The 25,788-nt window shown below is 72.9% G+C and carries 26 protein-coding genes; 14 read left to right on the top strand and 12 right to left on the bottom strand.

The window, feature by feature from the left end:
• The first annotated feature begins 206 nt into the window (after positions 1-206).
• Positions 207-1,169 (top strand): helix-turn-helix transcriptional regulator, encoded by a 963-nt coding sequence (locus tag ACIQ87_RS32080; protein ID WP_402413624.1) that lies wholly within the window; start codon positions 207-209, stop codon positions 1,167-1,169.
• A gap of 177 nt (positions 1,170-1,346) precedes the next feature.
• On the opposite strand, the gene ACIQ87_RS32075 is transcribed toward ACIQ87_RS32080, so the two are convergent.
• Positions 1,347-1,736 (bottom strand): thioredoxin family protein, encoded by a 390-nt coding sequence (locus ACIQ87_RS32075; protein ID WP_392884557.1) that lies wholly within the window; start codon positions 1,734-1,736, stop codon positions 1,347-1,349.
• Between the two features lie 200 nt (positions 1,737-1,936).
• Here ACIQ87_RS32075 and ACIQ87_RS32070 point away from each other — a divergent pair, with 200 nt between their 5' ends.
• Genes ACIQ87_RS32070 through ACIQ87_RS32060 form a run of 3 tightly spaced genes read left to right on the top strand, consistent with a single transcriptional unit; the run spans position 1,937 to position 3,921 of the window.
• The gene (locus tag ACIQ87_RS32070; protein ID WP_402413621.1) at positions 1,937-2,497 is read left to right on the top strand and encodes a hypothetical protein; all 561 of its coding nucleotides are present in this window, start codon (positions 1,937-1,939) and stop codon (positions 2,495-2,497) included.
• Between the two features lie 33 nt (positions 2,498-2,530).
• Positions 2,531-3,103 (top strand): sigma-70 family RNA polymerase sigma factor, encoded by a 573-nt coding sequence (locus tag ACIQ87_RS32065; protein WP_402413618.1) that lies wholly within the window; start codon positions 2,531-2,533, stop codon positions 3,101-3,103.
• The gene (locus ACIQ87_RS32060) at positions 3,100-3,921 is read left to right on the top strand and encodes a zf-HC2 domain-containing protein (RefSeq protein ID WP_402413615.1); all 822 of its coding nucleotides are present in this window, start codon (positions 3,100-3,102) and stop codon (positions 3,919-3,921) included. The genes ACIQ87_RS32065 and ACIQ87_RS32060 overlap by 4 nt, the downstream gene beginning before the upstream one ends.
• Here ACIQ87_RS32060 and ACIQ87_RS32055 read toward each other — a convergent pair.
• The 4 genes from ACIQ87_RS32055 to ACIQ87_RS32040 all read right to left on the bottom strand — a co-directional run bounded on the left by ACIQ87_RS32055 (position 3,889) and on the right by ACIQ87_RS32040 (position 6,773).
• The gene (locus ACIQ87_RS32055; RefSeq protein ID WP_402413612.1) at positions 3,889-4,620 is read right to left on the bottom strand and encodes a hypothetical protein; all 732 of its coding nucleotides are present in this window, start codon (positions 4,618-4,620) and stop codon (positions 3,889-3,891) included. The genes ACIQ87_RS32060 and ACIQ87_RS32055 overlap by 33 nt on opposite strands.
• Positions 4,617-5,252, bottom strand: a complete 636-nt coding sequence (locus ACIQ87_RS32050; RefSeq protein WP_402413609.1) for a hypothetical protein — start codon at positions 5,250-5,252, stop codon at positions 4,617-4,619. Before ACIQ87_RS32050 ends, ACIQ87_RS32055 begins: the two co-directional genes overlap by 4 nt.
• A gap of 133 nt (positions 5,253-5,385) precedes the next feature.
• Positions 5,386-5,901, bottom strand: a complete 516-nt coding sequence (locus ACIQ87_RS32045; protein WP_402413607.1) for a DUF1990 family protein — start codon at positions 5,899-5,901, stop codon at positions 5,386-5,388.
• Complete coding sequence (locus tag ACIQ87_RS32040; RefSeq protein WP_402413779.1) at positions 5,898-6,773, bottom strand: YndJ family protein; 876 nt, start codon at positions 6,771-6,773, stop codon at positions 5,898-5,900. The genes ACIQ87_RS32045 and ACIQ87_RS32040 overlap by 4 nt, the downstream gene beginning before the upstream one ends.
• Positions 6,774-6,940: 167 nt before the next feature.
• Here ACIQ87_RS32040 and ACIQ87_RS32035 point away from each other — a divergent pair, with 167 nt between their 5' ends.
• The gene (locus tag ACIQ87_RS32035; RefSeq protein WP_392884550.1) at positions 6,941-7,210 is read left to right on the top strand and encodes a DUF1876 domain-containing protein; all 270 of its coding nucleotides are present in this window, start codon (positions 6,941-6,943) and stop codon (positions 7,208-7,210) included.
• Positions 7,211-7,361: 151 nt separating this feature from the next.
• Here ACIQ87_RS32035 and ACIQ87_RS32030 read toward each other — a convergent pair whose 3' ends face one another.
• The 4 genes from ACIQ87_RS32030 to ACIQ87_RS32015 all read right to left on the bottom strand — a co-directional run bounded on the left by ACIQ87_RS32030 (position 7,362) and on the right by ACIQ87_RS32015 (position 12,049).
• Positions 7,362-7,802 (bottom strand): PPOX class F420-dependent oxidoreductase, encoded by a 441-nt coding sequence (locus ACIQ87_RS32030; RefSeq protein ID WP_402413604.1) that lies wholly within the window; start codon positions 7,800-7,802, stop codon positions 7,362-7,364.
• Between the two features lie 30 nt (positions 7,803-7,832).
• A complete protein-coding gene (locus ACIQ87_RS32025; RefSeq protein ID WP_402413603.1) occupies positions 7,833-9,443 on the bottom strand; it encodes a cytochrome bc complex cytochrome b subunit in 1,611 nt (536 codons plus the stop codon).
• Positions 9,444-9,704: 261 nt separating this feature from the next.
• Positions 9,705-11,231 (bottom strand): MFS transporter, encoded by a 1,527-nt coding sequence (locus ACIQ87_RS32020; RefSeq protein WP_402413600.1) that lies wholly within the window; start codon positions 11,229-11,231, stop codon positions 9,705-9,707.
• Positions 11,232-11,371: 140 nt separating this feature from the next.
• On the bottom strand, positions 11,372-12,049 hold the full coding sequence (locus tag ACIQ87_RS32015; RefSeq protein ID WP_402413599.1) for a TetR/AcrR family transcriptional regulator: 678 nt from the start codon (positions 12,047-12,049) through the stop codon (positions 11,372-11,374).
• A 373-nt stretch (positions 12,050-12,422) separates the two neighbouring features.
• On the opposite strand from ACIQ87_RS32015, the gene ACIQ87_RS32010 reads away from it, so the two are divergent.
• Positions 12,423-13,211: a VOC family protein gene (locus tag ACIQ87_RS32010; RefSeq protein WP_402413598.1), complete on the top strand. Its 789-nt coding sequence runs from the start codon at positions 12,423-12,425 to the stop codon at positions 13,209-13,211.
• Between the two features lie 100 nt (positions 13,212-13,311).
• On the opposite strand, the gene ACIQ87_RS32005 is transcribed toward ACIQ87_RS32010, so the two are convergent.
• A complete protein-coding gene (locus ACIQ87_RS32005; RefSeq protein WP_402413596.1) occupies positions 13,312-13,767 on the bottom strand; it encodes a hemerythrin domain-containing protein in 456 nt (151 codons plus the stop codon).
• Positions 13,768-13,851: 84 nt separating this feature from the next.
• Positions 13,852-14,448 carry a TIGR03086 family metal-binding protein gene (locus ACIQ87_RS32000; protein ID WP_402413594.1) on the bottom strand — a complete coding sequence of 199 codons (597 nt, stop codon included), beginning with the start codon at positions 14,446-14,448 and terminating at the stop codon, positions 13,852-13,854.
• Positions 14,449-14,664: 216 nt separating this feature from the next.
• Between ACIQ87_RS32000 and ACIQ87_RS31995 the strand changes: the two genes are divergently transcribed.
• From ACIQ87_RS31995 to ACIQ87_RS31985, 3 genes are all read left to right on the top strand, one after another.
• The gene (locus ACIQ87_RS31995) at positions 14,665-15,234 is read left to right on the top strand and encodes a DoxX family protein (protein WP_402413591.1); all 570 of its coding nucleotides are present in this window, start codon (positions 14,665-14,667) and stop codon (positions 15,232-15,234) included.
• Between the two features lie 286 nt (positions 15,235-15,520).
• Positions 15,521-17,812: a collagenase gene (locus ACIQ87_RS31990; protein ID WP_402413588.1), complete on the top strand. Its 2,292-nt coding sequence runs from the start codon at positions 15,521-15,523 to the stop codon at positions 17,810-17,812.
• 330 nt (positions 17,813-18,142) lie between these two features.
• The gene (locus ACIQ87_RS31985) at positions 18,143-20,395 is read left to right on the top strand and encodes a M9 family metallopeptidase (protein WP_402413585.1); all 2,253 of its coding nucleotides are present in this window, start codon (positions 18,143-18,145) and stop codon (positions 20,393-20,395) included.
• An 87-nt stretch (positions 20,396-20,482) separates the two neighbouring features.
• Here ACIQ87_RS31985 and ACIQ87_RS31980 read toward each other — a convergent pair whose 3' ends face one another.
• Positions 20,483-21,244, bottom strand: coding sequence for a PP2C family protein-serine/threonine phosphatase (locus ACIQ87_RS31980; RefSeq protein WP_402413583.1), 762 nt, complete (start codon positions 21,242-21,244; stop codon positions 20,483-20,485).
• 158 nt (positions 21,245-21,402) lie between these two features.
• Here ACIQ87_RS31980 and ACIQ87_RS31975 point away from each other — a divergent pair, with 158 nt between their 5' ends.
• The 5 genes from ACIQ87_RS31975 to ACIQ87_RS31955 all read left to right on the top strand — a co-directional run.
• Positions 21,403-22,509, top strand: a complete 1,107-nt coding sequence (locus tag ACIQ87_RS31975) for an LLM class flavin-dependent oxidoreductase (protein ID WP_392920118.1) — start codon at positions 21,403-21,405, stop codon at positions 22,507-22,509.
• On the top strand, positions 22,506-23,129 hold the full coding sequence (locus ACIQ87_RS31970; RefSeq protein WP_402413579.1) for an FMN reductase: 624 nt from the start codon (positions 22,506-22,508) through the stop codon (positions 23,127-23,129). The genes ACIQ87_RS31975 and ACIQ87_RS31970 overlap by 4 nt, the downstream gene beginning before the upstream one ends.
• Before the next feature lie 233 nt (positions 23,130-23,362).
• Positions 23,363-24,388, top strand: a complete 1,026-nt coding sequence (locus ACIQ87_RS31965) for a Dyp-type peroxidase (RefSeq protein WP_402413576.1) — start codon at positions 23,363-23,365, stop codon at positions 24,386-24,388.
• 14 nt (positions 24,389-24,402) lie between these two features.
• Positions 24,403-25,200 carry a family 1 encapsulin nanocompartment shell protein gene (locus ACIQ87_RS31960; protein ID WP_402413574.1) on the top strand — a complete coding sequence of 266 codons (798 nt, stop codon included), beginning with the start codon at positions 24,403-24,405 and terminating at the stop codon, positions 25,198-25,200.
• A 264-nt stretch (positions 25,201-25,464) separates the two neighbouring features.
• Positions 25,465-25,788: electron transfer flavoprotein subunit beta/FixA family protein (locus ACIQ87_RS31955; RefSeq protein ID WP_402413572.1), on the top strand; the 324-nt coding region annotated here is incomplete at its 3' end.

The raw sequence follows: 25,788 nt of genomic DNA, 5'->3' as shown, positions 1-25,788 counted from the left end.
CCGGGCCGTGAGAGGGCCCGGTGGGACACGGCGGGGTGCGGGAGGGCGTCGCCGCGGTGGGGCCTCCTCCACCGCCGACTCTAGGATCGGATCAGGACAGAAGCCGCCCGGATTTCCTCCGTGTCGGGTCTGGCGCCGGCGACGGACGGCCCGGACACGGACGGGACGCGCCCCGAAGGCGGCCCGTGGACGGGAAGGAGCACACGGTGGAGCACCCGGTCAGCCGCGTCCTCGCCCTGCTGGAACTGCTCCAGGACCGCCCCGGCCTGACCGGCGCCGAACTGGCCGCCCGGCTCGACGTGGACGAGCGCACCGTCCGCCGCTACGCCGCCCGGCTGGCCGAACTGGGCATCCCCGTCCAGGCCGACCGCGGCCGCTACGGCGGCTACCGGCTGCGCCCCGGCTACCGGCTGCCGCCGCTGATGCTCAACCCGGACGAGGCCGCCTCCGTCGTCCTCGGCCTGCTGGCGGGCCGCAGTTCGGGGCTCTCGGTGGGGGAGGGGGCCACCGAGACCGCCCTCGCCAAGATCCAGCGGGTGCTGCCGCCGCCGCTGCGCGAACGCGTCGCCGCCGTCGAGGAGACCCTCGGCCTCACCGCCGTCCCCGCCACCGGCCCCGGCCCGGCCACCGCCGCGCTCTTCACCCTGGCCGAGGCGGCCCGCCGCCGGCGCCGGGTGCGGCTCGCCTACCGGGACCGCGAGGACCGCCCCAGCGAGCGCGAGTTCGACCCGTACGGACTGGTCTTCCACTCCGGGCGCTGGTACACCACCGGGCTCGACCACCGCAGCGGTGAGCCGCGCACCTTCCGGCTGGACCGGATCGCCCGGGTCGAGCAGGGCGAGGCCGGGTTCGAGCCGCCGGAGGACTTCGACCCGGTCCAGCGGGTCGTGGAGTCCCTGGCCGGGGCGCCCTGGCGGCACCGGGTGGAGGTGGAGCTGGAGACCACCCTCGCCGAGGCCCGCCGCCGGCTGCCGCCCGCCGTCGGCACGCTCACCGAACTCGCCGGGGACCGGGTGCTGCTGCGGGCCCGGGCCCAGAACCTGGACGGCGTCGCGGTGCTGCTGGCCGGCCTGGGGTGGCCGTTCACCGTCCGGGAGCCCGCCGCGCTGCGCGCCGAGGTACGGGCGCTCGCGGCCCGGCTCGCCACCTGGGGCACCGAGCCGGCCTGAGTCCCCGAGCAGCCCGGAGCCCCCAAGCCGGCCTGAGTCCCCGAGCCGGCCTGAGTCACCGAGCCGCCCTGAGCCCCCAAGCGGCCCTGAGACGCCGCAGTCGGCCGGGGAAGCCGCGCCCGGGTACGACGAGGGCCCGGGGAGACGACGCTCCCCGGGCCCTCGGACGTGTTCGGGTCAGGCCTGGCCGCCGGCCGCCTGCTCCTGGGCGACCTTGCGCTTCACCTCGGCCATGTCCAGGTTGCGGGCCTGGCCGATCAGGTCCTCGAACACCGCCTCCGGCAGCGCTCCGGGCTGCGAGAAGACGAGCACGCCCTCACGGATGATCGCCAGCGTCGGGATCGACTGGATCTCGAACGCGGCGGCCAGCTCCTGCTGCGCCTCGGTGTCCACCTTGGCGAAGACGAGGTCCGGGTGGCGCTCGGCCGCCTTCTCGTACACCGGGGCGAACTGGCGGCACGGCCCGCACCACCCGGCCCAGAAGTCGATGAAGACGAAGTCCTTGCCCTCCGGGCCCGGGACGATGTCGTCGAAGTTCTCCTTGGTCAGCTCGACCGTGCTGCTCATCTCGCGATTCCTTCCCTTCCGGAGGGCGGTGATCCAGGCCCGTTCAGGCCATGTGCCCGCCACAACGGTCCCGGTCCGCGGGGTATTCCGGGGGGAGGATCCGGGCCGTCCCGGCGCCGGGTTGAGCAGCTGGCGGCCGCCGCCCGTACGGAAGGGTGTCCGGTCCGCCCCGGCCCCGTCCCCCGCGCGGGAGGCACCCCATGCGCAGCACATCCCGCACCCGCCGGACCGTCGCCCTGACCGCGTCCGGCATCGCGGCGGCCGCCCTGATCGCCGGCTGCGGCTCGTCCGGCGGCTCCTCGCCCCCGTCGAGCAGCCCGAGCGCCCCGGCGGCGGGTGTCACCATGCAGACCGCCCAGGACCCCAAGCTGGGCACGATCGTCACCGACAGCGCCGGTTTCACCCTGTACCGCTTCGACCAGGACCGGAACAGCCCGTCGGAGTCCTACTGCAACGGCAGCTGCGCCACCATCTGGCCGCCCGAGCACGCCGACGGCAACGTCACGGTGAAGGGCGTCGACAGCAAGCTGGTCGGCACCGTCACCCGGGACGACGGCACCAGGCAGATCACCCTCGACGGCTGGCCGGCCTACCGCTACTCGCCCGACACCAAGCCCGGCGACACCAAGGGCCAGGGCATCGGCGGCACCTGGTTCGCGCTGACCCCGAGCGGCGGCAGGGCCGGGGCCGCGAGCGGCACCACGCCGATGCCGGGCAACCCGGTGCCCGGCAACCCGACGCCCGGCACCCCCGGCTACTGACCGCTCCCGACCACCCTCGACCAGGAGGTCCGGGTGCGCAACGATGAACTGGTGACCGAGGAGCACCCTGCCGGCCGCCCCGGCGGCCACGGCACGGGGGCGCCGGACGAGGACCTGATGCGCGCCCTGTACCGGGAGCACGCCGGTCCGCTGTTCGGGTTCGTGCTCCACCTGGTCGCCGGGGACCGACAGCGGGCCGAGGACGTCGTCCAGGAGACGCTGGTCCGCGCCTGGCGCAACATCCACCGGCTCGACCCGGAGGCGGGATCGCTGCGGCCCTGGCTGGTCACGGTCGCCCGGCGGATCGTGATCGACGGCCACCGCAGCGCCCTGGCCCGGCCGCGCGAGGTGGACGCCGCGGCGCTGGAGCAGCTGCCCGCCGCGGACGAGATCGACCGGGCGCTGCGGATGATGACCATCGCGGACGCGCTCGGGGACCTCTCGCCCGCGCACCGGGAGATCATCGTCGAGACCTACCTGAAGGGCCGCACGGCCGACGAGGCGGCCGCCGAACTCGGCATCCCCGCAGGGACGGTGCGCTCGCGGGTGTTCTACGCGCTGCGCTCGCTCAGGCTCGCGCTGGAGGAACGGGGAGTGACATCGTGACCAGGCACCCCGACCCCGACCCCGACCGGGCATCCGGCCTGCCCGGCGGCGCTCCCGGCGCGTCCCGCGGCACCTCCGCCGTGCCCCCCGGCACCTTCGGCGCGCCCCGAGACACCTCCGGTCGTCCGGAGCACGTCGACGCCGGCGCGTACGTCCTCGGCCTGCTGGAGCCCGCCGAGCGCGCCGCCTTCGAACGGCACCTCGCCGACTGCCCGCAGTGCGCCGAACAGGTCGCCGAACTCGTTCCCCTGGAGCCGCTGTTGGCCGAGTACACGGCCGCCGCCCGGACGGCCGGAACGGACCCGGCCGGCCCCGCCCCGCAGCCGGACCCGCGGCTGCTGGACCGGCTGGTCGCCGAGGTCGCCACCACCCGGCGGCGGGTCCGGACCCGGCGGCTGGCGCTGGCCCTGGCCGCGACCGCGATGGTGGCGGCCGGCCCCGCCGTCACCGCCGCGGTGCTCACCGCCGACAACACCCCCGCCGTGGTCGCGGTGGCCGAGCAGTTCGGCGCCACCGACCCGAGCACCGGCGCGCACGCCACCGTCGGTCTGGACGGCACCACCTGGGGAACCCGGGTCAGTCTGCGACTCTCCGGCGTCCAGGGCCCGTTGACGTGCCGACTGGTCGCCGTCTCGCACACCGGCGAACAGCAGACCGTCACCACCTGGTCCGTCCCGGCGGGCGGCTACGGGGCCGGGGACGGCGCCGTCCGCACCACCGGCGGCGCGGCGCTCCAGCCCGGGGACATCGACCACTTCGAGGTCCGGGTCCAGGACGGCGGCGCGCTACTGGTCGCCATCCCGGCGCACCACACGTGACTCCCAGTCGACCGTGTACGACTCCAGCCGCTCCACCCGGGCCGTCCCCCGGACACCGGGCCAGTGCGGGCTCGGCTCGCCGGTGCCGGTCATGTGCTCCCGCTGCCAGGTCCGGCTCCAGCCGACCCGCAGTGCCGGCTCGAAGCTGTGCCACCGCCCGCAGTCGCACGGCGTCAGCACCCAGGCGCAGCAACGGCACAGCTCGGCGTGGCCGTGGCCGGTCGACAGGGACACCGCCGGGCCCTCCTCGCCACAGGCCGGACAGCCCGGCAGCTCGACGCCGTCCAACAGCGCGTGCTGCCGCCGGACGTAGTCGGGCAGCCGCAACGGCGGATGCAGGAACGGGTCGTGCTGCCAGGCCGAGTCCGGCGGGTTCCGCCAGGGCCGGTTCCACCAGGGCGTGTCCGTCGGCCGCCGCCGCCCGGCCCGCTTCTCCGCCCGGCGCCGCTCCGCGTACTCCTCGGCCCGGGCCCGCTGGAGCTCGCGCGCCTCGTGCAACTCGTCCACCGCGCGGACCAGCGACTCCGGATCGGCCTCCAGGAGACGCGGCATCCGGGCGCTGACGGTGAGGTGGTGGTAGGTCGCCCGCAGGCCGTACGGGGCGAAGAGGGTCAGGCAGGTGCGCAGCGCGCTGTGCCGCCGGTACGGCGGGAGCGAGGCGTCGTGCACCAGGGCCCGGCGGGTGTGGAAGCTGGTCATGACGGCGGCTCCAGGTCCAGGGCGCGGGCGAGCGCGCCGGTGACGGCGCCGGCGTACCCGGGCACCTGCCGCTCGGCCCAGCCCGCCGCGAGCGCGAGGAACCCGCGCAGGTCCCGCTCGGCCCCGGCGAGCAGCCCGCGCAGCTCGTCCACCGGCAGCTCGATCACCGGGCCCTCGCCGCCCTCGGCGTCCTGGGTCAGCCGGACGACCCGGCCGACGCACTCGGCCCGGGCGTCGGGGTCGTGGCCGAACCACGCGGTGCCGGAGCCGTCCGTGACGTCCAGCCACTCGCGCCAGTCCTCCAGGCCGTTGCAGCAGCCCGGCTCGAACACGGCGCCGGTCGCGGAGTCCGTCACCACCAGGCCGCCGGGAGCGTACGGGTACGGCTCGGTCAGCAGCCCGTGCAGGAACGCGCCCAGCGGATCCGCCGGCCGGGCGACGCGCTCCCCGGCCTGCTCGGGACCGGGCTCGACGTCGTTGCCGTCGGCCAGCAGCCACACCGCCGCACCCACCTCCGCCGACGTCATCCGCCCGCTCAGCGCGAGCTCCCCGTGCCGCCCGGGCGTGCCCGTCGGCCACAGCGTGAAGCCCTCGGGGGCGAAGTACGTCAGCACCGGTCGCATCGACATCATCCGCCGATCATCCCGAACGGAACCCCGCCCCGACCAGCGCTTTTACGCCCCACCCCGCCCAGTCGCCCACCCGCCGCCGGCCGCTCGGCGGCTGCCCCTGCCGCTGTTGCGTCTGACCGGCCGCCACCGTCGCTCAACCGGCGGCCTGCGCCGCGATCCGGGCCAGTACGCGGCCGCAGTGTCGGGCGAAGGCGCGCTGGGCGAGCGGCAGCAGCGGGCCGGCGAGGCGCGCGTACCAGGCGACCGGTCGGCTGAAGGCGGTGACGGAGAACCTGACCGCGCCGTCCGGGGTCAGCTCGACCAGGAAGGTCTCCTCGCCCCGGGCCAGGTGTCCGGCCCTGGTGCCGTAGGTGAAGCCGTACCGGTCCGGGCCGTCGACGGTGGCCAGGACGCGGTTGGGGGCGCCGGCCCGCAGGGGGCCGAGGCCGATGCCGCAGCGGACGGCGACGCCGGGGGCGGCCCGGTCGGCCGCCGCGTCGATCAGGACGCCCGCGAGCCGGTGCATCCGCCAGTCGAGCAGGGCGGCGCCGGCGGCTTCCAGGGCGGGGCGGCCGTGGCCGATGAGCGCGCTGTGCCGCAGGTGGTTGTAACCGGCGGGCAGTTCGCCGGCGCGGCTGGCGCCCTGTTCGGGGTAGCTGTAGTCGTTCATCGGGCGCTCTCCGTCGAGGCGGTCGATGGTCCGGTGGCGGTCTGTCGGGCGGCGATCCGGCGCCAGGCGAGCAGGGCGCAGAGCGCGAAGCCGAGGGCGTTGCCGACGCCGTGGGTGGCGGCCATCCAGGGCAGGGTGGGGTGGGGGAGTCCGGCGGCCCGGCCGAGTGCCCACCACAGGGCGAGCAGCATGGTGATCGCGAGGACGGCCGAGGACGCGGCGAGCAGCCGGGCGGTGACCGGATCGCCGCCGTGGGGGCGGAGTTCGCGCCAGGTGACCAGGCCGACCAGCCACATGCCGGTGGTCAGGACGGCGGCCCCGGCGAACTGCCACCAGTCGCCGAGGAAGTACCCGGCCAGCACCAGCAGGGTGCCCGCCGGGACGCTGAGCGCCGCGCAGCGGGCCGCGGCCGAGCCCGGCCGGGCGGCGCGGCAGACCAGTCCGGCGACCAGGGCGGCGGTGAACCCGGCGTAGTGGAAGTGCGGGACGGTGAGCGCCAGGATGTGCGGCTCGAAGCCGAACAGCGGGTAGCCGGAGCGTTCGGCGACCAGGGCGGTCCCGGCGACCGAGGGCGCGGCGAGCGCGGTGAGCACCGCGACCTCGGCGGGCGCGAGCGACCGGGTGCGGGCCAGCCGCAGCGGCGCGTGCAGGGCGACGGCCAGGGTGCCGAGCGCGTAGAGCGCGGCGAAGCCGGTGGCGAGGCCGCCGCGGGGCAGCCAGAGCGAGAGCGCGCCGGGTACCGCGGCGAGCGGCCACAGCCGGCGTACCCGGGCGAGGCCGGGCTCGTCGACCAGGGCGAGGCCGAGCGGGACGACGGCGCCCATGCCGAGCAGGATCAGCAGGTCGACCAGTTCCGTGGTGCCCTTCCCCATCGTGGGCACACCCCCTTGAACGCGTTCAAATGACTTGCGTCGCCGACTCTACGCGGCGGACTTGAACGCGTTCAACTCGCCCCCGGGATGCCGCCCCGACCGGCTGGCCTGGTGTTCACGGTGGGTGCGGCGCACCCTGGAGGAGTAACCGATGGAGGTGATCCGCCATGAAGACTCTGGTCGGTTGGCATATCGAGATGGAGTTCCGCGAAGAGGGGCCGCGGACCAGCGCCGCCGCGATGCTGCGGCTCGGCGACGGGAGCGAACTGCGCGCCCACGGCTACAGCAGCCGCCACCCCTCCGACCCGGAACAGCTGAGGGTCGGCGAGGAGATCGCGGGGGCCCGTGCGCTCAACGAGCTCGCCTCGCAGCTGCTCACCAAGGCCCACGGCGAGATCCAGGAGGTCAGCCCGGTCCCGACCCACCCGCTGTCCTGACCTCTCCCGCGGCTTCCCGGCCGCTCTCACGAACGGCCGCCGCCGTGAACAGCCACTGTCGCGAACGGCTGCCGTCGCGCACGGCTCCGGAAGCGCCGGGTGCCGGGGCCGCCTTCCCGGGCCCCGGCACCCGACAGCGTTCGCCGGTCCTTCAGTTGACGCAGTAGGTGGCCGGCGGCTGCCACTCCGGACCGACCAGCCGCTGTTCCAGTTCGTTCAGCGTGATCCGGATGCCGACCGTCCCGGCCAGCCCCACCCGGAGCCGGCTGCGGGCCAGCGCGATCAGCGCCGACAGGCCGTACTTGTTGATCAGCGAGGTGCGGTAGCGCGCGGTGTCGTCGGCGTCGCAGAGCCGTGCCCGGGCCGGGACCCGGCGGCCGGTGGGGCGTCCGTGGGCGTCACAGGGGCCGATCAGCACCCGGGGGTGGCGGCGGATCCGTTCGGCCTCGCCGGAGTGGGCCGGCGTCCAGACCCCGAGGGCCGTGCCGTCCGGCACCACCCAGAGCTGCGAGTCCATCCGGCTTCCGTCCTCGCCGAAGGTGGTGAGCAGGAGGTACCTGCTGTCGGCGAGCCGGTCGGTTCGGTGGTGCACCTTTCCTCCCTGTGCCGTCGGGGGCGCGGGTCAGTGCCCGTGGCCCTCGCTGATCTCGCGGTACTCCTCGGCGGTGGGCTTGGGGATCCGGCCGCCCTCACCGTGGAACCCGTGGGAGAGCCGGGTCCGGGTGCGGGTGAGCACCCCCGCCGGGCGGGCCACTCCATTCTCGTCCACCGCGGCGGGCAGTACGAGGGGGCGGGGCTGTTCGTGCGCCGTGAGCCGGTGCAGTTCCCGCTGCGGGAGCGGGGCGTGCACCTCGGTGAACTCGCCGTGCGGCAGGCGCTTGATGACGCCGGTCTCGCGCCCGTGCAGAACCTTGTCCCGGTCCCGCCGCTGGAGGCCGAGGCACCAGCGCTTGGTGACGACGAAGACCGCGACCGGGACGACGAAGAAGCCGACGCGGGCGGCGTACGTGATGGTGTTGAGCGACAGGTGCAGGTGGGTGGCGATGAGGTCGTTGCCGCCGGCCGCCAGTGCCACCAGGTACAGGCTGATCCAGGCGGCGCCGAGCGCGGTGCGGACTGGTGCGTTGCGCGGCCGGTCGAGCAGGTGGTGCTCCCGGTCGTCGTCGGTCAGCCGGCCCTCCACGAAGGGGTACACCGCGATGGCGCCCAGGACGAGGGGGAACAGCGCGAACGGGATGAGCACCCCGAGGTTGAGGGTGTGCCCCCACAGCCCGATCTCCCAGCCGGGCATGATCCGGATCAGTCCCTCGGCGAACCCCATGTACCAGTCCGGTTGGGCGTCGGTGGAGACCTGGTCCGGACGGTACGGGCCGTACGCCCAGATCGGGTTGACGGTCGCGATCGCCGACACCAGTGCGACGATGCCGAAGACCAGGAAGAAGAACCCGCCGGCTTTGGCCGCGTAGACCGGCATCAGCGGCATGCCGACGACGTTCTTCTCGGTCCTGCCCGGGCCCGCCCACTGGGTGTGCTTGTGGTGGAAGACCAGGATCAGGTGCGCCACCAGCAGCCCGAGCATGATGCCCGGGATCAGCAGCACGTGGATGGTGAAGAACCGCGGCACGATGTCGTGGCCGGGGAACTCGCCCCCGAACAGGAACATCTGGACGTACGTGCCGACCAGCGGGACGGCGAGGATCGAGCCCTCGATGAACCGGATGCCGGTGCCGGAGAGCAGGTCGTCGGGCAGCGAGTAGCCGAAGAAGCCGTCCAGCATGCCGAGGAAGAGCAGCAGGAAGCCGAAGACCCAGTTGACCTCGCGCGGCTTGCGGAAGGCGCCGGTGAAGAAGACCCGCATCATGTGGACGAACATGGCGGCGACGAAGACGATCGCGGCCCAGTGGTGGATCTGCCGGATCAGCAGGCCGCCGCGCACCTCGAAGCTGATGTCCACCGTGGAGGCGTAGGCCTCCGACATCGGGACGCCCCTGAGCGGCACGTAGGAGCCGGCGTAGACCACCTCGCCCATGCCGGGCTTGAAGAACAGCGTCAGCCAGACGCCGGTCAGGATGATGATCAGGAAGGTGTAGAGGCAGATCTCGCCCAGCATGAAGGACCAGTGGTCCGGGAAGATCTTCCGCAGGTTCGCCCTGGCCAGGGAGTAGATCCCCAGCCGGCCGTCCGCCCAGTCGGCGGCCCGCTGCCCCCGCCCAGGGCTCTGATTCCGGGTCATGTGCACGCACCTCGGTCCCAAGGAAACGGGGAGAGGTCCCCGATTCGCACTGGGGCCACCATAATCGGGGAGTGATCCCCACTTCTACCCGGGTGCCCCCTCGGGGTGTCCTCCTCCTCCCTCCCTCCGGAAACGTCCTCTCCGGAAACGTTCTCTCCGGAAACGGCGAGCGGCCCGCCCGGTGTCGTGGAAGACACCCGACGGGCCGCGTATGCACCCGAGTCCACCCCGGAGCCTGTCGTCAGGGACAGGCCCCCGGCGTCAGTGCACCAGCACCGGCACCTCGTTCTCCTGCGCCGAGCCCGCGCCCGAGCCCGCCGCGGCACCCGGTCGGCCGGCGTTGACGAAGGTGAAGGCGACGGCGGCGGCCGCCACCAGGATCCCGAAGGACACCCAGATCGCCGTCGAGAAGCCGTGCACCATGCCCTGGAACTGGAGCACCTTGGCGGCCTCCGGCGAGGCGACCGCGCCGGAGGCGTGCGAGGCCAGCCAGGTGGTGGTCGCGCTGGCCGCGATGGTGTTCAGCAGCGCGGTGCCGATGGCGCCGCCGACCTGCTGCGAGGTGTTGACCATCGCCGAGGCCACACCCGCGTCGCGCGGCTGGACGCCGTGCGTGGCCAGGCTCATCGCCGGCATGAACGCGGTGCCCATGCCGAGGCCCATCAGGACCAGGCCGGGCAGGATGACCGCCGGGTAGGAGGTGTCCAGACCGATGTGGGCCAGCAGGAACATGCCGACCGAGGCGACCAGGAAGCCGGGCGCCATCAGGTAGCGGGCCGGGATCCGGGTCATCAGCCGGGCGCCGATCTGGGTCGAGCCGGTGATCATGCCCGCCACCATCGGCAGGAAGGCCACGCCGGTCAGCACCGGGCTGTAACCGAGCACGATCTGCAGGTAGTAGGTCAGGAAGAGGAACAGACCGAACATGCCGATCACGGCCATGCCCAGCGACAGGTACACCCCGCCCCGGTTGCGGTCGAGGACCACGCGCAGCGGCAGCAGCGGGGCCTTGACCCGGCGCTCCACCAGCACGAAGGCGGTCAGCAGCACGGCGGCCGCGACGAACAGGCCCACGGTGCTGCCGGCCGACCAGCCGTCGGACTCGGCGCGGGTGAAGGCGTAGACCAGCGAGACCAGGCCGGCGGTCACCAGCAGCACGCCGGGGACGTCCAGCTTGTTGCGGTTGCGGCCCTCGGCGGGCTCGCGGATCACCAGCACGGCGCCCGCGGCGGCCACGATGGCGAACGGGATGTTGACGAAGAAGGTCCAGCGCCAGTTCATGTACTCGGTGAGCAGGCCGCCGAGGATCAGACCGATGGCGCCGCCGCCGCCGGCGATCGCGCCGTAGATGCCGAAGGCCTTGGCGCGCTCCCTGGCCTCGGTGAAGGTCACCGCGAGCAGCGACAGCGCGGCCGGCGCGAGCAGCGCGCCGAACACGCCCTGGAGCGCGCGGGCGCCGAGCAGCATCGCGGTGTCGGCCGCGGCGCCGCCGAGCGCGGAGGCCAGGGCGAAGCCGGTCAGGCCGACGATGAAGGTCCGCTTGCGGCCCCAGAGGTCCGCGATCCGGCCGCCGAACAGCAGCAGGCCGCCGAAGGCCAGCGCGTAGGCGGTGATCACCCACTGGCGGTTGCCGTCGGAGATGCCCAGGTCGTGCTGCGCGGACGGCAGGGCGATGTTCACGATGGTGGCGTCGAGGACGACCATCAGCTGGGCGAGGCCGATGAATATCAGCGCCTTCCAGCGCCGGGGATCGGGCAGCGTCGCCGGTCGGGCGTCGGTTTGAGGCATGGGGGTACTCACTTCACGGTGCGGGTGCCGTACGGGAACGGCAGGTTGCCGTACGGGAAGGGGTGCGGTGGGAGAGGGGGCCGGGCACGCGTCAGGGCGCGGCCGGGCGGTCGGTGCCGGCGGTCGGTGCTGGTGGTCGGTCAGTTCTCGGGCTGGAAGTCCTCGAAGGTCGCGGCTCGGCCGGGCAGGACCGAGGCGGCCGGCGCGCGCAGGCCGTCCAGGAAGATCTGCAGGTGCCGGTGGACGAACCCGTCGTGGAGGCGGCAGGAGGTGTTCGGCAGCGGGCGGGTCAGCTGGCTCAGCGCGATGAACAGGTCACCGCTCTCGACGTCCGGCCGCAGCTCGCCCGCCACCCGGGCGCGCTCCATCAGTCCGCCCACGGCGGCCTGCAGGCGCTTGCGGATGTCGGTCAACTCCGGGTCGTACGGGTCGACGTGGTTGCTGAACAGGGCGCAGAGGCCGCCGACCTTCTCCTCGACGGACGCGTGCGCGAACCGCTGGAGGGCATCGAACGGGCCGTCGCCGTCAGGGGTGTCCGCCTCCGCCGTCGCCGTCTCGGCGAGGGCCAGGACGCGGTTCTTGACGAGCACCGCCACCTCGTGGATCAGCGCCACCCGGTCCGGGAAGTTCCGGTACAGCGTGGCGTTGCCGACCCCCGCCCGCTTCGCGATCTCGTCCAGCGCCGTATCGGCACCGTGCTCGACGAACGCGTCCCGGGCCGCCAGCACGATCCGCTCCCGGTTCCGGCTCGCGTCCGCACGCAACTTCGGCGTGCGCGCGCTCCCCGCGGGACGGGCCGACTCGGCGGTGGTGGTCACGGCGACTGCTCCTGATCAAGGTACCGGGGAACTTCTCCCCGTTTCTGCCAACGTACTCCGAAACGGGGAATCCATCCCCGGAATTTCCTCCCACACTGTGACCTGCCTCACGTTTGAATCGTCGCCGGCGGAGGCGTGTCGCAGCCTGCTACGAGACCATCCAGGCCCTCCCCTTCGGCGGGACCGTCCACCTCCCCGACCCCGTGGGCATCTCCCTGGAGACCGAAGCCCTCAGGAACCGGGTGCGCTGATCCCGGGCATGGCTTCCCCGGGGCGGTGCGGGTGGCGGCCTAGGCTGTGGGCGTCCCGGGCGGCCGGTGGGTCGTCGGAGCCGGGAGGGGCCCGGCGGTCGGGTGGGCGGAGGAGGTTCGCGATGGGCAGCGGTGAGAAGGTCGCCAGGGTGCGCTGTGTGGCGGCCGTGCCGTGCTGGGTGAGCCTGACGGCCCGGAGCCTGGAGGACGCCGAGAAGTTCTACGGGCCGCTGCTGGGCTGGGAGTTCGAGCCCGGACCGGACCGCTTCGGGCCGTACGTGCACGCGGTGACGGGCGGGGAGGCGGTGGCCGGGCTGGGGGTCGGCGGCGCCGGGGCGATCCCGCTCGCGTGGACCAGCTACTTCGGGACGGAGAGTGCCGACGCCGCCGCCGACGCGGTGCGTGAACGCGGCGCGACGCTGGCGGTCGGGCCGCTGGCCTTCGACGCCGGGCGGGTGGCCTTCGCGGCGGACCCGGCGGGCGCGGCGTTCGGCATCTGGGAGGGGCCGCTGGGCCGGGCCCGGAAGCTGGACCTGTTCGGCGCGCCGGTCTGGATCGAGCTGCGCACCCCGGACCCGTTCGCGGCGGCGCTGTTCTACGGCGAGGTGTTCCGCTGGGACGGCCGCGACCCGGAGCGCTTCGACGTTCGCTGGGAGCACGACCGGGTGGTGCTGCGCGCCGAGGGTCACAGTGTCGCCGCGCTGGCCAGGGAGCAGGCGGGCGGCCCGGCCGGGATGCCGCCGCACTGGGAGGTGTCCTTCGCCGTCCCGGACACCGACCGGGCGCTGGCCCGGGCCGTGGAGCTGGGCGGCGGGGTGATCGGGCCGGCCTTCGACTCCCCGTACGGGCGGGTGGCCCGGCTGCGGGACCGCGAGGGCGCCCGGTTCGCGGTGATCAGCCCCAAGGACTGACCGGCCCCAAGGACTGAGCGGCCTCAAGGACTGACCGGCCCCAAGGACTGACCGGGCCGGAGGTCCGGCCGATCCGGAGAGCCGGCCGGGCCGCAGCCCCTCAGGAGGCGTCCAGCTCGGCCCGCTCCGCCCGTAGCCGGTCGCCCAGCGCGGTGCGGGCGGCGGCGGGCAGGGCCTTGCGGGCGGCGGGGAAGAGCTGCTTCTCCTCGCCGCGCAGGTGGCGCCGCAGGGTTTCGGCGAGGCCGCGCAGCAGGGTGTCGAAGGCCGGGTCGTCCGGTCCGAGGCCCTGGAGGTCGGCGAGGTACTGCCCGATCGCCAGGTGGTCGTGGATGCTGCGGAAGACCAGGTCCCCGCCGTCGGGCACGTCGTGCTGCACCACCGGGAAGAGGTGTTCCTCCTCGGCGGCGCAGTGGGTGAACAGCAGGTCGGTCAGCCGGCCCAGCAGCTCGCCGCGTCCGGGGTCGCCGGCCGGTGCGGCCTCGATCCGGTCGAGCAGCTCGGTGACCGCCCGGTGGTCGGCGGTGAACTCGCCGAGGATGTCAGGCCTGCGGCTCATGGCCCGCCCGCCTCTCGCACGGAAGACTTCCCCCGCCGCCTTCCAGTATCCGGCGCCGGGCCGCCCGCCCGGATACGCCCCCGGTCACCCTCCGCCCCGCCGCCCCGTGAGGGCGAGCAGCCGGGTCTGCGGGCCGGCGTCCTCGGGCACCGGCAGCGGTGGGTCGAAGAGCCCGCTGCCGGAGAGGTCCCCGTACCCGGCGAACTCGCCGAGCGCGAACTCGACGAGCCCGTCCGGGAGCCGGGTGTGCCGTCCGATGCCCTCGGCGAGGTCCCAGGAGTGGATCACCAGGTCGGTGGTGAGCTGGTCCAGGTAGTACTGCCCCGAGGTGTCGCCGAAGGAGAGGTGGACGGTCAGCTCGGTGGCGCCCGGGACGGCCCAGGCCTCCTTGGCGGCCTCGGCGGCCTCGGTCCAGGCGGTGAGCGGGTCGTCGCCGAGCACGTCGCCGTCGAAGCGCCCGCCGACCTCGCCGATGGTGGCGCCCATCAGCAGTTCGGGCACCCAGAGCTGCTCGCCGGTGAGGTGGTTGACCAGGTCGCGGACGGACCAGTCGCTGCAGGGGGTGGGGGAGTCCCACTGGCCGGGGGTGATCAGCCGGACGCGTTCGCCGAAGGCGTCCAGCGCCTCGGGGTAGGGGGTGCCGGTCCGGGCTCCCCGTCGGTGCTGCCTGTGCTGGGCCATGTCTCCACCCTCCCCGGCCCGGACGGGCGCCGCGAGTCGTCGACGGGCCGTCAGTTGTTCAAATTCGAACTTCGGGGTACGGTCGAACGAGCGGCGGTTCAAATTTGAACAATGGCGCCGGGTGACGACCCCGCCTGCCGCACCACCACACCCCGTCATCGCGTCCGGCCGCGCCGGACGACGACCGCACCCCGATCGACACCGATGGAGACGCGCATGCCGAGCAGCAGCCCGAGCACGACCGCCGCCACCACTGCCGTCAGCCCGGCCCGGGACACCGCCGGGCCCGCGACGACCTCCCCGCACGCCTACGACGCCGGACTCCTGCTCCTGCGCCTCGCCCTCGGCCTGACCATGGCCGCGCACGGCAGCCAGAAGCTGTTCGGCTGGTTCGGCGGCGGCGGCATCGACGGCACCGGTCAGTTCTTCACCATGAGCGGCTACCCGGCCGGCCATGCCATGGCCGTGGTGGCGGGCCTCACCGAGACGCTGGGCGGACTCGCCCTCGCCGTCGGCCTGTTGACCCCGCTGGCCGGTGCCGCGATCGTCGGCACGATGGTCAACGCGATAGCCGTCACGTGGGGCGGCGGCTTCTTCGCCCCGAAGGGCAGCGAGTACGAGCTGCTGCTGACGGCCGCTGCGGCCGCGCTCGCCCTGACCGGCCCCGGCCGCTACGCCGTGGACCGCTTCCTGCCGGTACTGCGGGCGCACCGCCTGGCGTACGGCGCGGCCGCCGTCGTGGTCGGCCTGGTGACGGCGGGCGTGATCCTGCTGCTGCGCAAGTAGCCGGCGGCCGTTCCCCGGACGGACAGGGCATGGTGACGACCCGTCGCCATGTCCTCTCCGTCATTTCGGATGAGTAGACCGTGGGTAAAGGCCTTCACAATGTTGTGTGATGTGTGCAATGGTACATGTCACATCCCCACTTCCTCGACGGAATCGCCCCACGCGGTGCCGTCGCGGTCGGTCCTCGCTCCACCGCAGGCCGCGCCCCAATCGCGGCCATCGACGGCCCGGAGGCCCCCACGTGAATGGCCACCGCTTACTGCGGTTTCCGCAGTCGGCAAGACTGTTGACGTTCGTCCTGTCCCTGTTCCTGCTGGTCGGCCTGTTCGCCCCGCAGTCCCAGGCAGCCCCCACCACTCCCGCCCCCGGCGGGACGACCCCCACCGGCGTGCCCGCCGGCACGGTGCCCGCCCACCTGGCGCCGCCGCCCGCGATCGGCGACAGCCGTGCCGACACCGCCCCGGCGAAGCCGGACGGCCGCAAGAGGCTCAGCCCGGAGGACCTGGTACCCCAGTCGCCGACGACCCCGCTCACCGACCTGTCCGCGGCCGAGCAGCCGCAGGCCAAGGCCCTCGGCCTCGGTGCGGCGGCCGGAACGCCCTGCAACGTCGGCGACTTCACCGGCAGGACCGGCAGTGCGCTGGTCCAGCAGATCAAGTCCGTCGACCTCCAGTGCGTCAACTCGCTGTTCAAGATCGGCCGCGGTGACGCCGCCGACGCCTTCCGCGAGTCGCAGATGATCACCGTGGCGAACGCGGTGCGCGACGCAGCGAACGGCTACCAGGGCAACAACAGCGCGTCGATCTCGCAGCTGATGCTCTACCTGCAGGCCGGCTACTTCGTGCACTTCTACAACCCCGACGTGGTGGGCTCCTACGGCAACGGCCTGAAGGACGCCTCCCGCGCCGCGCTGGACGCCTTCTTCGCCAACTCCCGCTCGCGGGACATCTCGGCGGACAACGCCGGCCCGCTGGCCCGGGCGACCACGCTGATCGACAGCATCAAGGACAGCGCCCGCTACCTGCCGGTCGCCAAGCGCCTGCTGACCGACTACGACAGTGCCACCTGGAACCCGACCGGCATGGTCTACGCGGTGACCCCGGTGCTCACCCAGCTCTTCGCCGGGCACCGGCAGGCCGACTTCCTCCCGGCCGTCAAGGCCGACCCGACCGTGCTGGACGCCCTGTACACCTTCATCTCCCGCAACCAGGGCCTGCACGGCGGCACCTACGGGCGGACGGTCTACGAGGCGACCAACGAGCTCACCCGCTTCATGCAGTACCCGGAGCTGCTGCCCAGGCTGCGCCCGTACGCGCGGACCCTGGCCCAGCAGTCCGCGCCGAGCGGTCCCACCATGTACCAGCGCGGCTCGGTGACGCTCGCGGTGGGGTGGTGGGACAAGGACAACTGCTCGTACTACGGCACCTGTGACGACCCCGCGAAGTTCAAGGCCGCCAACCTGACGGTGAAGCACACCTGCAGCCCGAGCATCAACATCCTGGCCCAGTCGCTGGACGCCACCCAGCTGGCCACCGCCTGCGCCAGCCTGAACGGCCAGGACGCGTTCTTCCACGCGGTGGCCAAGGACAGCGGCCCGGTCAAGGACGACAACAACGGCACGATCGAGGTCGTGAACTTCCACTCCTCGCTCGACTACCAGGTGCTCGCCGCGGTCATCTACGACATCAACACCAACAACGGCGGCATGTACCTGGAGGGCGACCCGGCGACGGTCGGCAACCAGCCGCGCTTCCTCTGCTACGAGGCCGAGTGGGCCCGCCCGTCCTTCGAGATCTGGAACCTCAACCACGAGTACACCCACTACCTCGACGGCCGGTTCAACGTGTACGGCGACTACGACGCCGGCCAGGTCCAGCCGATCGACTGGTGGGTGGAGGGCTTCGCGGAGTTCGTCTCCTACTCCTACCGCAAGGTCGTCAACGACGGCGCCATCGCGGTGGCCCCGCAGCACACCTACAAGCTGAGCGAGCTGTTCGACACCGTCTACCGCACCAGCGATCAGGACCGGGTCTACCGCTGGGGCTACCTGGCCGTGCGCTACATGCTGGAGCAGCACCGCTCCGACATGGACGCGGTGCTCGCCAAGTACCGGGCGGGGGACTGGAACGGTGCCCGTGCCATCCTGAAGACCACCATCGGCACCCGCTACGACGCCGACTTCGACAGCTGGCTCACCAAGTGCGCCGCCGGCGCCTGCGCCACCGGCACCCCGGGCCAGCCGCAGCTGCCGGAGTGCGCGGACGGTGACGTCCGGAAGCTGGACGCCGACTGCGTGCGCACCAACGTCGCGGCGACCACCGGCAACTACGCGCACTTCTACCTGCTGGTGCCCGCCGGCACCAAGCAGGTGAAGATCACCAGCAAGGGCGGCACCGGCAACGGCGACCTCTACTACAACCCGGGCAGCTGGGCGTACACCAACTCCTACGTCACGCGCTCGGCCGGCCCGGACAACTCCGAGACGCTGACCGTCGACAACCCGCAGGCCGGCTACGTCTTCTTCAGCCTCTACGCCCAGCAGGGCTTCAGCGGGGTGAGCGTCACGAGCGAACTCTGAGCCGAACCGGCAGACCGGACAGGTGACCGCCCCGGGCGGAGCGCTACGGCGCCCGCCCGGGGCAGTCCATTTGACGGACCGTCATCACCGGTCCTTCCTGAGTTCCCCGCAAACCGTGCACAACGCCCCGGGTTCCCAAGGCCATGTGAGATGTGCCATGGTACATGTCACATCCCCCACCGCGCCCGACGGAGTCGCCCCCATGCGGCGCCGTCGCCAACGGTCCTCGACCACCCCATCGTCCGCGCCCCAACTCGCGGTCGACGACGGCCCGGAGGCCCCCACGTGAGTCCTTCACGGCTGCTGCGAATCCCGCAGCCGGCACGATTGATGACGCTCCTCCTGTCCCTGTTCATGGCGATCGGCCTGTTCGCCCCGCAGTCCCAGGCCGCCCCCGCCACCCCCGTCCCGGGCGGAAAGCCCGCGCCCGTCCCTGCCGGGCCGGCCCCGCAGCCCGCCACCGGATCCGCCGAACGAGCCGACAGCGGGCAGCAGTTGGCCTCGGTCGACCAGCGCGCCCCGCTCCCGGTCGACACCCGGCCGGCCGAGGTCCGGCCGGCCGCCAAGGCCCTCAGTCTCGGCGCGGCGGCCCAACAGGCCTGTACCATCGGCGACTTCACCGGCCGGACCGGCAGCGACCTGGTCCAGCACATCAAGGCCGCCGACATCCAGTGCGTCAACAGCCTCTTCCAGCTCACCGGCGGCGACGCGCGCGGCGCGTTCCGCGAGGAGCAGATGAGCACGGTGGCCTACGCGCTGCGCGACGCGGCGGCCAACTACCCGGGTGACAACAGCACTTCCGTCGAGCAGCTGGTGCTCTACCTGCGCGCCGGCTACTTCGTGCAGTGGTACCACAAGGATGACGTCGGCGAGTACGGCGCCGGCCTCAAGACCGCGATCCAGTCCGGGCTGGACGCGTTCTTCAACAGCGCGCACTCGCGCGACGTCGTGGCGGGCAACGCGCCCATCCTGGGCGAGACCGTCACCCTGATCGACAGCGCGCAGGAGAACGTCCGCTACCTGCCGGTCGTCAAGCGGCTGCTGGGCGACTACAAGGCCGACACCTGGAACCCGGCCGGCATGGCGTGGGCCGTCAACCCGGTGTTCACCGTGCTCTTCCGCGGCCACCAGGTGCCCGGCTTCGACGCGGCCGTCGAGGCGGACCCGAGCGTGCTCGACGCGCTCTCCGACTTCGCGACCCGCAACAACGCCCTGCTCGGCGACACCTACGGCGTGCTGGTCTACAACGCGACCAAGGAGCTGACCCGCTTCCTGAAGGACACGGCCCTCCAGGCCAAGGTCCGCCCGCTCGCCAAGGGGCTGGTCGCCGCGTCGGAGCCCAAGGGCCGCACCGTCTACCAGTGGGCCGCGGTCGCCGAGGCCGTCGACTACTACGACAGCGGCAACTGCTCGTACTACGGCACCTGCGACAAGGCCGACCAGCTCAAGGCCGGCGTGCTCACCGTGACCTCCACCTGCAGCCCGAGCATCAAGCTGATCGCCCAGGCGCTGGACAGCACCCAGCTGGCCACCGCCTGCACCAGCCTGACCGGCCAGGACGCGTTCTTCCACGCGGTGGCCAAGGACAGCGGCCCGGTCAAGGACGACAACAACGGCACGATCGAGGTCGTGGTCTTCCACTCCTCGCTCGACTACCAGGTGCTCGCCGCCGCGATCTACGGCATCGACACCAACAACGGCGGCATGTACCTGGAGGGCGACCCGACCAAGGCCGGCAACCAGCCGCGCTTCCTCTGCTACGAGGCCGAGTGGGCCCGCCCGTCCTTCGAGATCTGGAACCTCAACCACGAGTACACCCACTACCTCGACGGCCGGTTCGACATGTACGGCGACTTCAACGCCGGCATGACCACCCCGACCATCTGGTGGGTGGAGGGCTTCGCCGAGTACGTCTCCTACTCGTACCGCAAGGTCAACAACGACGGTGCCATCGCGGCGGCCGGCCGGCACACGTACAAGCTGAGCGACCTCTTCGACACCGCCTACGGCGACCAGGACCGGGTCTACCGCTGGGGCTACCTGGCCGTGCGCTACATGCTGGAGCAGCACCGCTCCGACGTGGACGCCGTGCTCGCCAAGTACCGCGCCGGTGACTGGGACGGTGCCCGCACCATCCTGAAGACCACCATCGGCACCCGCTACGACGCCGACTTCGACAGCTGGCTCACCAAGTGCGCCGCCGGCGCCTGCGCCACCGACGGGGGCGGCACGCCGCCCACCCCGCAGCTGCCGGAGTGCACCGGCGCCGACACCCGGCAGCTGGCGGCCAACTGCGCCCGCAGCAACGTCGCGGCGACCACCGGCAACTACGCGCACTTCTACCTGCTGGTGCCCGCCGGCACCAAGCAGGTGAAGATCACCAGCAAGGGCGGCACCGGCAACGGCGACCTCTACTACAACCCGGCCGGCTGGGCCTACACCGACGCGAACACCGCGCGGTCGACCGGCCCGGACAACTCCGAGACGCTGACCGTCACGGACCCGCCGGCCGGCGGCTACGTCTTCTTCAGCCTCTACGCCCAGCAGGGCTTCAGCGGGGTGAGCGTCACGAGCGAATTCTGAGCCGACAACGGCAGCTGGACAGGTGACCGCCCCGGGCGGAGCGCTGCGGCGCCCCGTCCGGGGCGGGTCCGTGTCCCGGCCCGGGGGCTACGCGCCGACCCGCACCAGCGCCAGGGTGATGTTGTCCGGCCCGCCCGACTCGATGGCCGCCCTCCACAGCTCGAACGCCGCCCTGCCGTCCGAGCGGTCCGCCCCCTCCAGGGACCGCGCCAGCAGCGCGGCCAGCTCCTCGTCGGGCACCGGGTCGGTCAGGCCGTCGCTGCACACCAGGTACCGGTCCCCGGCGGCCAGCGGCGCGGCCCGGACGTGCGGTTCGACGTACGTGAGGCCGAGCGAGCCGCCCAGGGTCTGGGTGACCGCCGAGGTGGTGCGTCGGCCTGGCGGCAGCGGGGGACTGTCGTCCACGCTCACCCGGCGCAGCCCGTCCCCGGAGATCCGGTAGACCCGGCTGTCGCCGACGTTGAAGGCCAGCGCCTGCCCGGGCAGCAGCACCAGCCCGGCGACGGTGGTGCCCATCGCGGCGAGCCCCGGCTCCCCGGCGGCGGCCGCGTAGACGGCCCGGTTACAGGCCTGGAGCTCCTCGCGGACGGCCTCCTCGCCGTCCAGCGCGCCCCCGTCGGCGGCGAGCCGGCGGGCGACCAGCGCGCTGGCCACCTCGCCGCCCGGGTGGCCGCCCAGGCCGTCGGCGACGGCGACCACACAGGGCGGGCCGAGCGGGAAGAGCAGGGTCTGGGGGTTGGTGGTCACGGTGGCGCAGAGCGTCCACGGCCCGACCGTGAGGCTGTCCTCGTTGTGCTCCCGCACCAGGCCCTCGTGGCTCAGCGCGCTCACCGCGATGTACGGATCCATCGTCCGCCGCCCTTCCGGAGGGATCCCCGGCTTCCATTGTCGGCGGGAGTCGGCTGCCGGGGGGAGTCGGGGGAGCCGGGGGAGCCGGCGGGAATAGCCGCGCGCACCCCGGTGCTAAGGTGGTTGAAAGTTTTACTACCTGGGATGTGGTGATCAGCATGCAGTTCGGAATCTTCTCCGTCGGCGACGTGACGACCGACCCCACCACCGGCCGCACCCCGACGGAGCACGAGCGGATCAAGGCGATGGTGGCCATCGCCCGCAAGGCCGAGGAGGTCGGCCTGGACGTCTTCGCGACCGGCGAGCACCACAACCCGCCGTTCGTCCCGTCCTCCCCGACCACCATGCTCGGCTACATCGCCGCGCAGACCGACCGCATCATCCTCTCCACCTCGACCACGCTGATCACCACCAACGACCCGGTGAAGATCGCCGAGGACTTCGCGATGCTCCAGCACCTGGCCGAGGGCAGGGTGGACGTCATGATGGGCCGCGGCAACACCGGCCCGGTCTACCCGTGGTTCGGCCAGGACATCCGCCAGGGCATCCCGCTCGCGATCGAGAACTACGCGCTGCTGCACCAGCTGTGGCGCGAGGACGTGGTGGACTGGCAGGGCCGCTTCCGCAGCCCGCTGCAGGGCTTCACCTCCACCCCGCGCCCGCTGGACGACGTCGCGCCGTTCGTCTGGCACGGCTCGATCCGCAGCCCCGAGATCGCCGAGCAGGCCGCCTACTACGGCGACGGCTTCTTCGCGAACAACATCTTCTGGCCCAAGGAGCACTTCCGGAAGCTGATCAACCTCTACCGCGAGCGCTACGCCCACTACGGCCACGGCACGCCCGAGCAGGCGATCGTCGGCCTCGGCGGACAGGTGTTCATGCGCAAGAACTCCCAGGACGCGGTGCGCGAGTTCCGCCCCTACTTCGACAACGCGCCGGTGTACGGCCACGGGCCCTCGCTGGAGGAGTTCACCGAGCAGACCCCGCTGACCGTCGGCAGCCCGCAGGAGGTCATCGAGAAGACCCTGACCTTCCGCGAGACCTTCGGCGACTACCAGCGCCAGCTGTTCCTGATGGACCACGCCGGCCTGCCGCTGAAGACGGTGCTCGAGCAGCTGGACCTGCTCGGCGAGGAGGTCGTGCCGGTGCTGCGCGAGGAGTTCGCCAAGGGCCGCCCGGCCGGGGTGCCGGACGGGCCGACCCACGCCGCGCTGGTCGCGGCCCGGGACGCGCAGGAGAACGAGAAGACGGAGGTGGCCAAGTGACCGCGTTCAAGCTGGTGGTGGTGAGTGCCGGACTGAGCAAGCCGTCCTCGACGCGGCTGCTGGCCGACCGGCTCGCCGACTCGACCGTGCGCCGACTCGCCCAGGAAGGGCGCGAGGTGGACGTCACCGTGGTCGAACTGCGGGACCTGGCGGTGGAGATCGCCAACAACTTCGTCACCGGCTTCCCCGGCGCCGGGCTGCGCGCGGCGATCGAGGCGGTGACGGAGTCGGACGCCCTGATCACGGTGACGCCGATCTTCACCGCCTCGTACAGCGGCCTGTTCAAGTCCTTCTTCGACGTGATCGACAACGACGCGCTCACCGGCAAGCCGGTGCTGATCGCCGCCACCGGTGGCACGCCCCGGCACTCGCTCGCCCTGGAGCACGCCGTCCGCCCGCTGTTCAGCTACCTGCGCGCGGTGGTGCTGCCGACCTCCGTCTACGCGGCCACCGACGACTGGGGCGCGGCGGGGGACGGGCTCACCGACGGCCTGCCGCGCCGGATCGACCGGGCGGCCGGCGAGCTGGCGGCCCTGCTGGCCGGGCGCGGCCCGGCGGCGGCGGACCTGCCCGAGCAGGTGGTGCCGTTCGCCGAGCAGCTGGCGGCACTGCGGGTGTGAACCCGGGCCGGCAGGTCGGCCGAGGGGCGATCCAGGGCGGACCGAGGGCCGATCGAGGGCGGGCGTGCGAGGAAGCGCGCCCGCCCCTCGGCGTACCCGCCCCTCGGTGCGCTCGTACGGGAAGCACGGAGCGCCCGTGCGGGAAGCACCCTCCCGGGCCGCAGGCCGTGCCGAAATGTCCGCCCCGGGGTGTAATCGTACGGATGATCAGGCCCGGAGACCGGAGGCCGTCCATGCCGCTCGCACCGCCCCCGCCCACCCCGCAGCCCGTCCTCGCTCCGCTCACCGCGGCGGCCGTCTTCCTGGTCCTCACCGTCGAGCCCGGCCGCGAGGCGGCCGTCCGCGAGCTGCTGCCCGAACTCGCCGCACTGCGCCGCGCGGTCGGCTTCCGGGCGCCCGAGGGCGGCCTCACCTGCGTCACCGGCATCGGCTCCGAACTCTGGGACCGCCTCTTCACCGGCCCCCGCCCGGCCGCCCTGCACCCCTTCCAGGAGGTGGCCGGCACCCGCCACCGGGCCCCGGCCACCCCCGGCGACCTGCTGCTGCACCTGCGGGCCGCACGGATGGACCTCTGCTACGAGCTGGCCGCGCAACTCACCGGACGGCTCGCCGGCGCGGCCACCGTCGTCGACTCCGTCCAGGGCTTCAAGTACTTCGAGGACCGGGATCTGCTCGGCTTCGTGGACGGCACCGAGAACCCGGAGGGCCGGGCCGCCGAGCACGCCGCCCTGATCGGCGCGCAGGACCCGGCGTTCACCGGCGGCAGCTACGTCGTCGTGCAGCGGTACGTGCACGATCTGGACAAGTGGAACGCGCTGAGCGTGGAGGAGCAGGAGGGGGCGGTCGGCCGCACCAAGCTCGCCGACATCGAGCTGGCCGACGACGTCAAGCCCGCCGACTCGCACGTGGCGCTCACCGTGATCACCGGGCCGGACGGCGAGGAGCGCAAGATCGTCCGCTTCAACATGCCGTACGGCACCTTCGGCTCCGCGGGCCGCGGCGGCGAGGCCGGCACCTACTTCATCGGCTACGCGGCCGACCCGGGGGTGACGGAGGAGATGCTGCGCAACATGTTCGTCGGCAACCCGCCCGGCACCACCGACCGGCTGCTGGACTTCTCCACCGCCGTCACCGGGGGGCTCTTCTTCGTGCCGACCGCCGACCTCCTCGACTCCCCGCCGCCTCCGCCCTCCACCGCCTCCGCCCCTGCTCCCGGGGACGGCTCGCTCGGCATCGGCAGCCTCAAGCCGACCACCTGAACAGGACCGCGCCCATGAACAACCTCCACCGGGACCTCGCCCCGATCTCCGCCGCCGCGTGGGAGGAGATCGAGGAGGAGGCCCGCCAGACCTTCAAGCTCCACATCGCCGGCCGCCGGGTGGTCGACCTCAGCGGTCCCGACGGCGCCACCCTCGCCGCCGTCGGCACCGGCCACCTGACCGCCGTCGACCCCCCGACGGACGGCATCGAGGCCCGTGCCCGCACCGTCCAGCCGGTGGTCGAGCTGCGCGTCCCCTTCACCGTCCGCCGCGACGCCGTGGACGACGTCGAACGCGGCTCCCGGGACTCCGACTGGCAGCCGGTCAAGGACGCGGCGCGCAAGCTCGCCCTGGCCGAGGACCGCGCCGTCTTCGAGGGCTACCGCGCCGCCGCCATCGACGGCATCCGCGCCGCCTCCACCAACCCCCCGGTCCAGCTCCCCGACGACGTCCGCGAATACCCGGAGGCCGTCAGCCGCGCCCTCACCGCCCTGCGCCTCGCCGGCGTCGGCGGCCCCTACTCGCTCCTGCTCGGCGCGGCCGCCTTCACCGCCGTCAACGAGACCAGCGACCACGGCTACCCGGTCCACAACCACATCGCCCGCCTCCTGGACGGCGACATCATCTGGGCCCCGGCCATCGAGGGCGCCTACCTGCTCTCCGCCCGCGGCGGGGACTTCGAACTCTTCCTCGGCCAGGACACCTCGGTGGGCTACCTCTCCCACGACGCCGAAACGATCAGCCTCTACCTCCAGGAATCGATGACGTTCCGCGTCCACACGGGAGAGGCCGCGGTCGTCCTGCGCGGCTAGAGCCCCGGCCTTGCCGGGTTCGCGCCGCCGGCCGCCCTCGGAGGTCCCGAAAGGGTACTGAGTTCCTTTACGAGGGGTACTGAGTGCCGTATCCTCTCCGTGGAGCCTCTGACGCCAGTCGACGGGAGTCGACCCGGTCTGCCGGTCCAGGTGGCGCTTGCGGTGCGCGGGTCGCGCCCGGGCCGGACTTGGCACTCAGTACCCTCGGCATGCCTGAGGCCATGGATCCAGTGCATCCGTGCACCCGTGACAGGAGAACCACTCATGAGCTTGAGGATCGTCGTCTGTGTGAAGTACGTGCCGGACGCGACGGGTGACCGTCGTTTCGCGGACGACCACACCACGGACCGGGAGGGTGTGGACGGCCTCCTGTCGGAGCTGGACGAGTATGGCGTGGAGCAGGCGCTGCGGATCGCGGAGGCGAACGAGGGCGCCGAGGTGACGGTGCTGACGGTGGGGCCGGACGACGCGAAGGACGCGCTGCGCAAGGCGCTGTCGATGGGTGCGGACAAGGCCGTGCACGTGAACGACGACGACATCCACGGCACGGATGTGATCGGGACGTCGGCGGTGCTGGCGAAGGCGCTG

The sequence above is a fragment of the Kitasatospora sp. NPDC096204 genome (assembly GCF_044763205.1).
Lineage (GTDB): Bacteria > Actinomycetota > Actinomycetes > Streptomycetales > Streptomycetaceae > Kitasatospora.
This window is presented reverse-complemented; position numbering and strand designations above follow the sequence as displayed.

Bases quoted from the DNA above. Each gene is read 5' to 3' on its own strand.
- ACIQ87_RS32075 (WP_392884557.1), bottom strand. From the start codon at position 1,736: ATGAGCAGCACGGTCGAGCTGACCAAGGAGAACTTCGACGACATCGTC.
- ACIQ87_RS32070 (WP_402413621.1), top strand. From the start codon at position 1,937: ATGCGCAGCACATCCCGCACCCGCCGGACCGTCGCCCTGACCGCGTCC.
- ACIQ87_RS32055 (WP_402413612.1), bottom strand. From the start codon at position 4,620: ATGACCAGCTTCCACACCCGCCGGGCCCTGGTGCACGACGCCTCGCTC.
- ACIQ87_RS32050 (WP_402413609.1), bottom strand. From the start codon at position 5,252: ATGATGTCGATGCGACCGGTGCTGACGTACTTCGCCCCCGAGGGCTTC.
- ACIQ87_RS32045 (WP_402413607.1), bottom strand. From the start codon at position 5,901: ATGAACGACTACAGCTACCCCGAACAGGGCGCCAGCCGCGCCGGCGAA.
- ACIQ87_RS32040 (WP_402413779.1), bottom strand. From the start codon at position 6,773: ATGGGGAAGGGCACCACGGAACTGGTCGACCTGCTGATCCTGCTCGGC.
- ACIQ87_RS32035 (WP_392884550.1), top strand. From the start codon at position 6,941: ATGAAGACTCTGGTCGGTTGGCATATCGAGATGGAGTTCCGCGAAGAG.
- ACIQ87_RS32025 (WP_402413603.1), bottom strand. From the start codon at position 9,443: ATGACCCGGAATCAGAGCCCTGGGCGGGGGCAGCGGGCCGCCGACTGG.
- ACIQ87_RS32020 (WP_402413600.1), bottom strand. From the start codon at position 11,231: ATGCCTCAAACCGACGCCCGACCGGCGACGCTGCCCGATCCCCGGCGC.
- ACIQ87_RS32010 (WP_402413598.1), top strand. From the start codon at position 12,423: ATGGGCAGCGGTGAGAAGGTCGCCAGGGTGCGCTGTGTGGCGGCCGTG.
- ACIQ87_RS32005 (WP_402413596.1), bottom strand. From the start codon at position 13,767: ATGAGCCGCAGGCCTGACATCCTCGGCGAGTTCACCGCCGACCACCGG.
- ACIQ87_RS32000 (WP_402413594.1), bottom strand. From the start codon at position 14,448: ATGGCCCAGCACAGGCAGCACCGACGGGGAGCCCGGACCGGCACCCCC.
- ACIQ87_RS31995 (WP_402413591.1), top strand. From the start codon at position 14,665: ATGCCGAGCAGCAGCCCGAGCACGACCGCCGCCACCACTGCCGTCAGC.
- ACIQ87_RS31985 (WP_402413585.1), top strand. From the start codon at position 18,143: ATGACGCTCCTCCTGTCCCTGTTCATGGCGATCGGCCTGTTCGCCCCG.
- ACIQ87_RS31980 (WP_402413583.1), bottom strand. From the start codon at position 21,244: ATGGATCCGTACATCGCGGTGAGCGCGCTGAGCCACGAGGGCCTGGTG.
- ACIQ87_RS31975 (WP_392920118.1), top strand. From the start codon at position 21,403: ATGCAGTTCGGAATCTTCTCCGTCGGCGACGTGACGACCGACCCCACC.
- ACIQ87_RS31965 (WP_402413576.1), top strand. From the start codon at position 23,363: ATGCCGCTCGCACCGCCCCCGCCCACCCCGCAGCCCGTCCTCGCTCCG.
- ACIQ87_RS31960 (WP_402413574.1), top strand. From the start codon at position 24,403: ATGAACAACCTCCACCGGGACCTCGCCCCGATCTCCGCCGCCGCGTGG.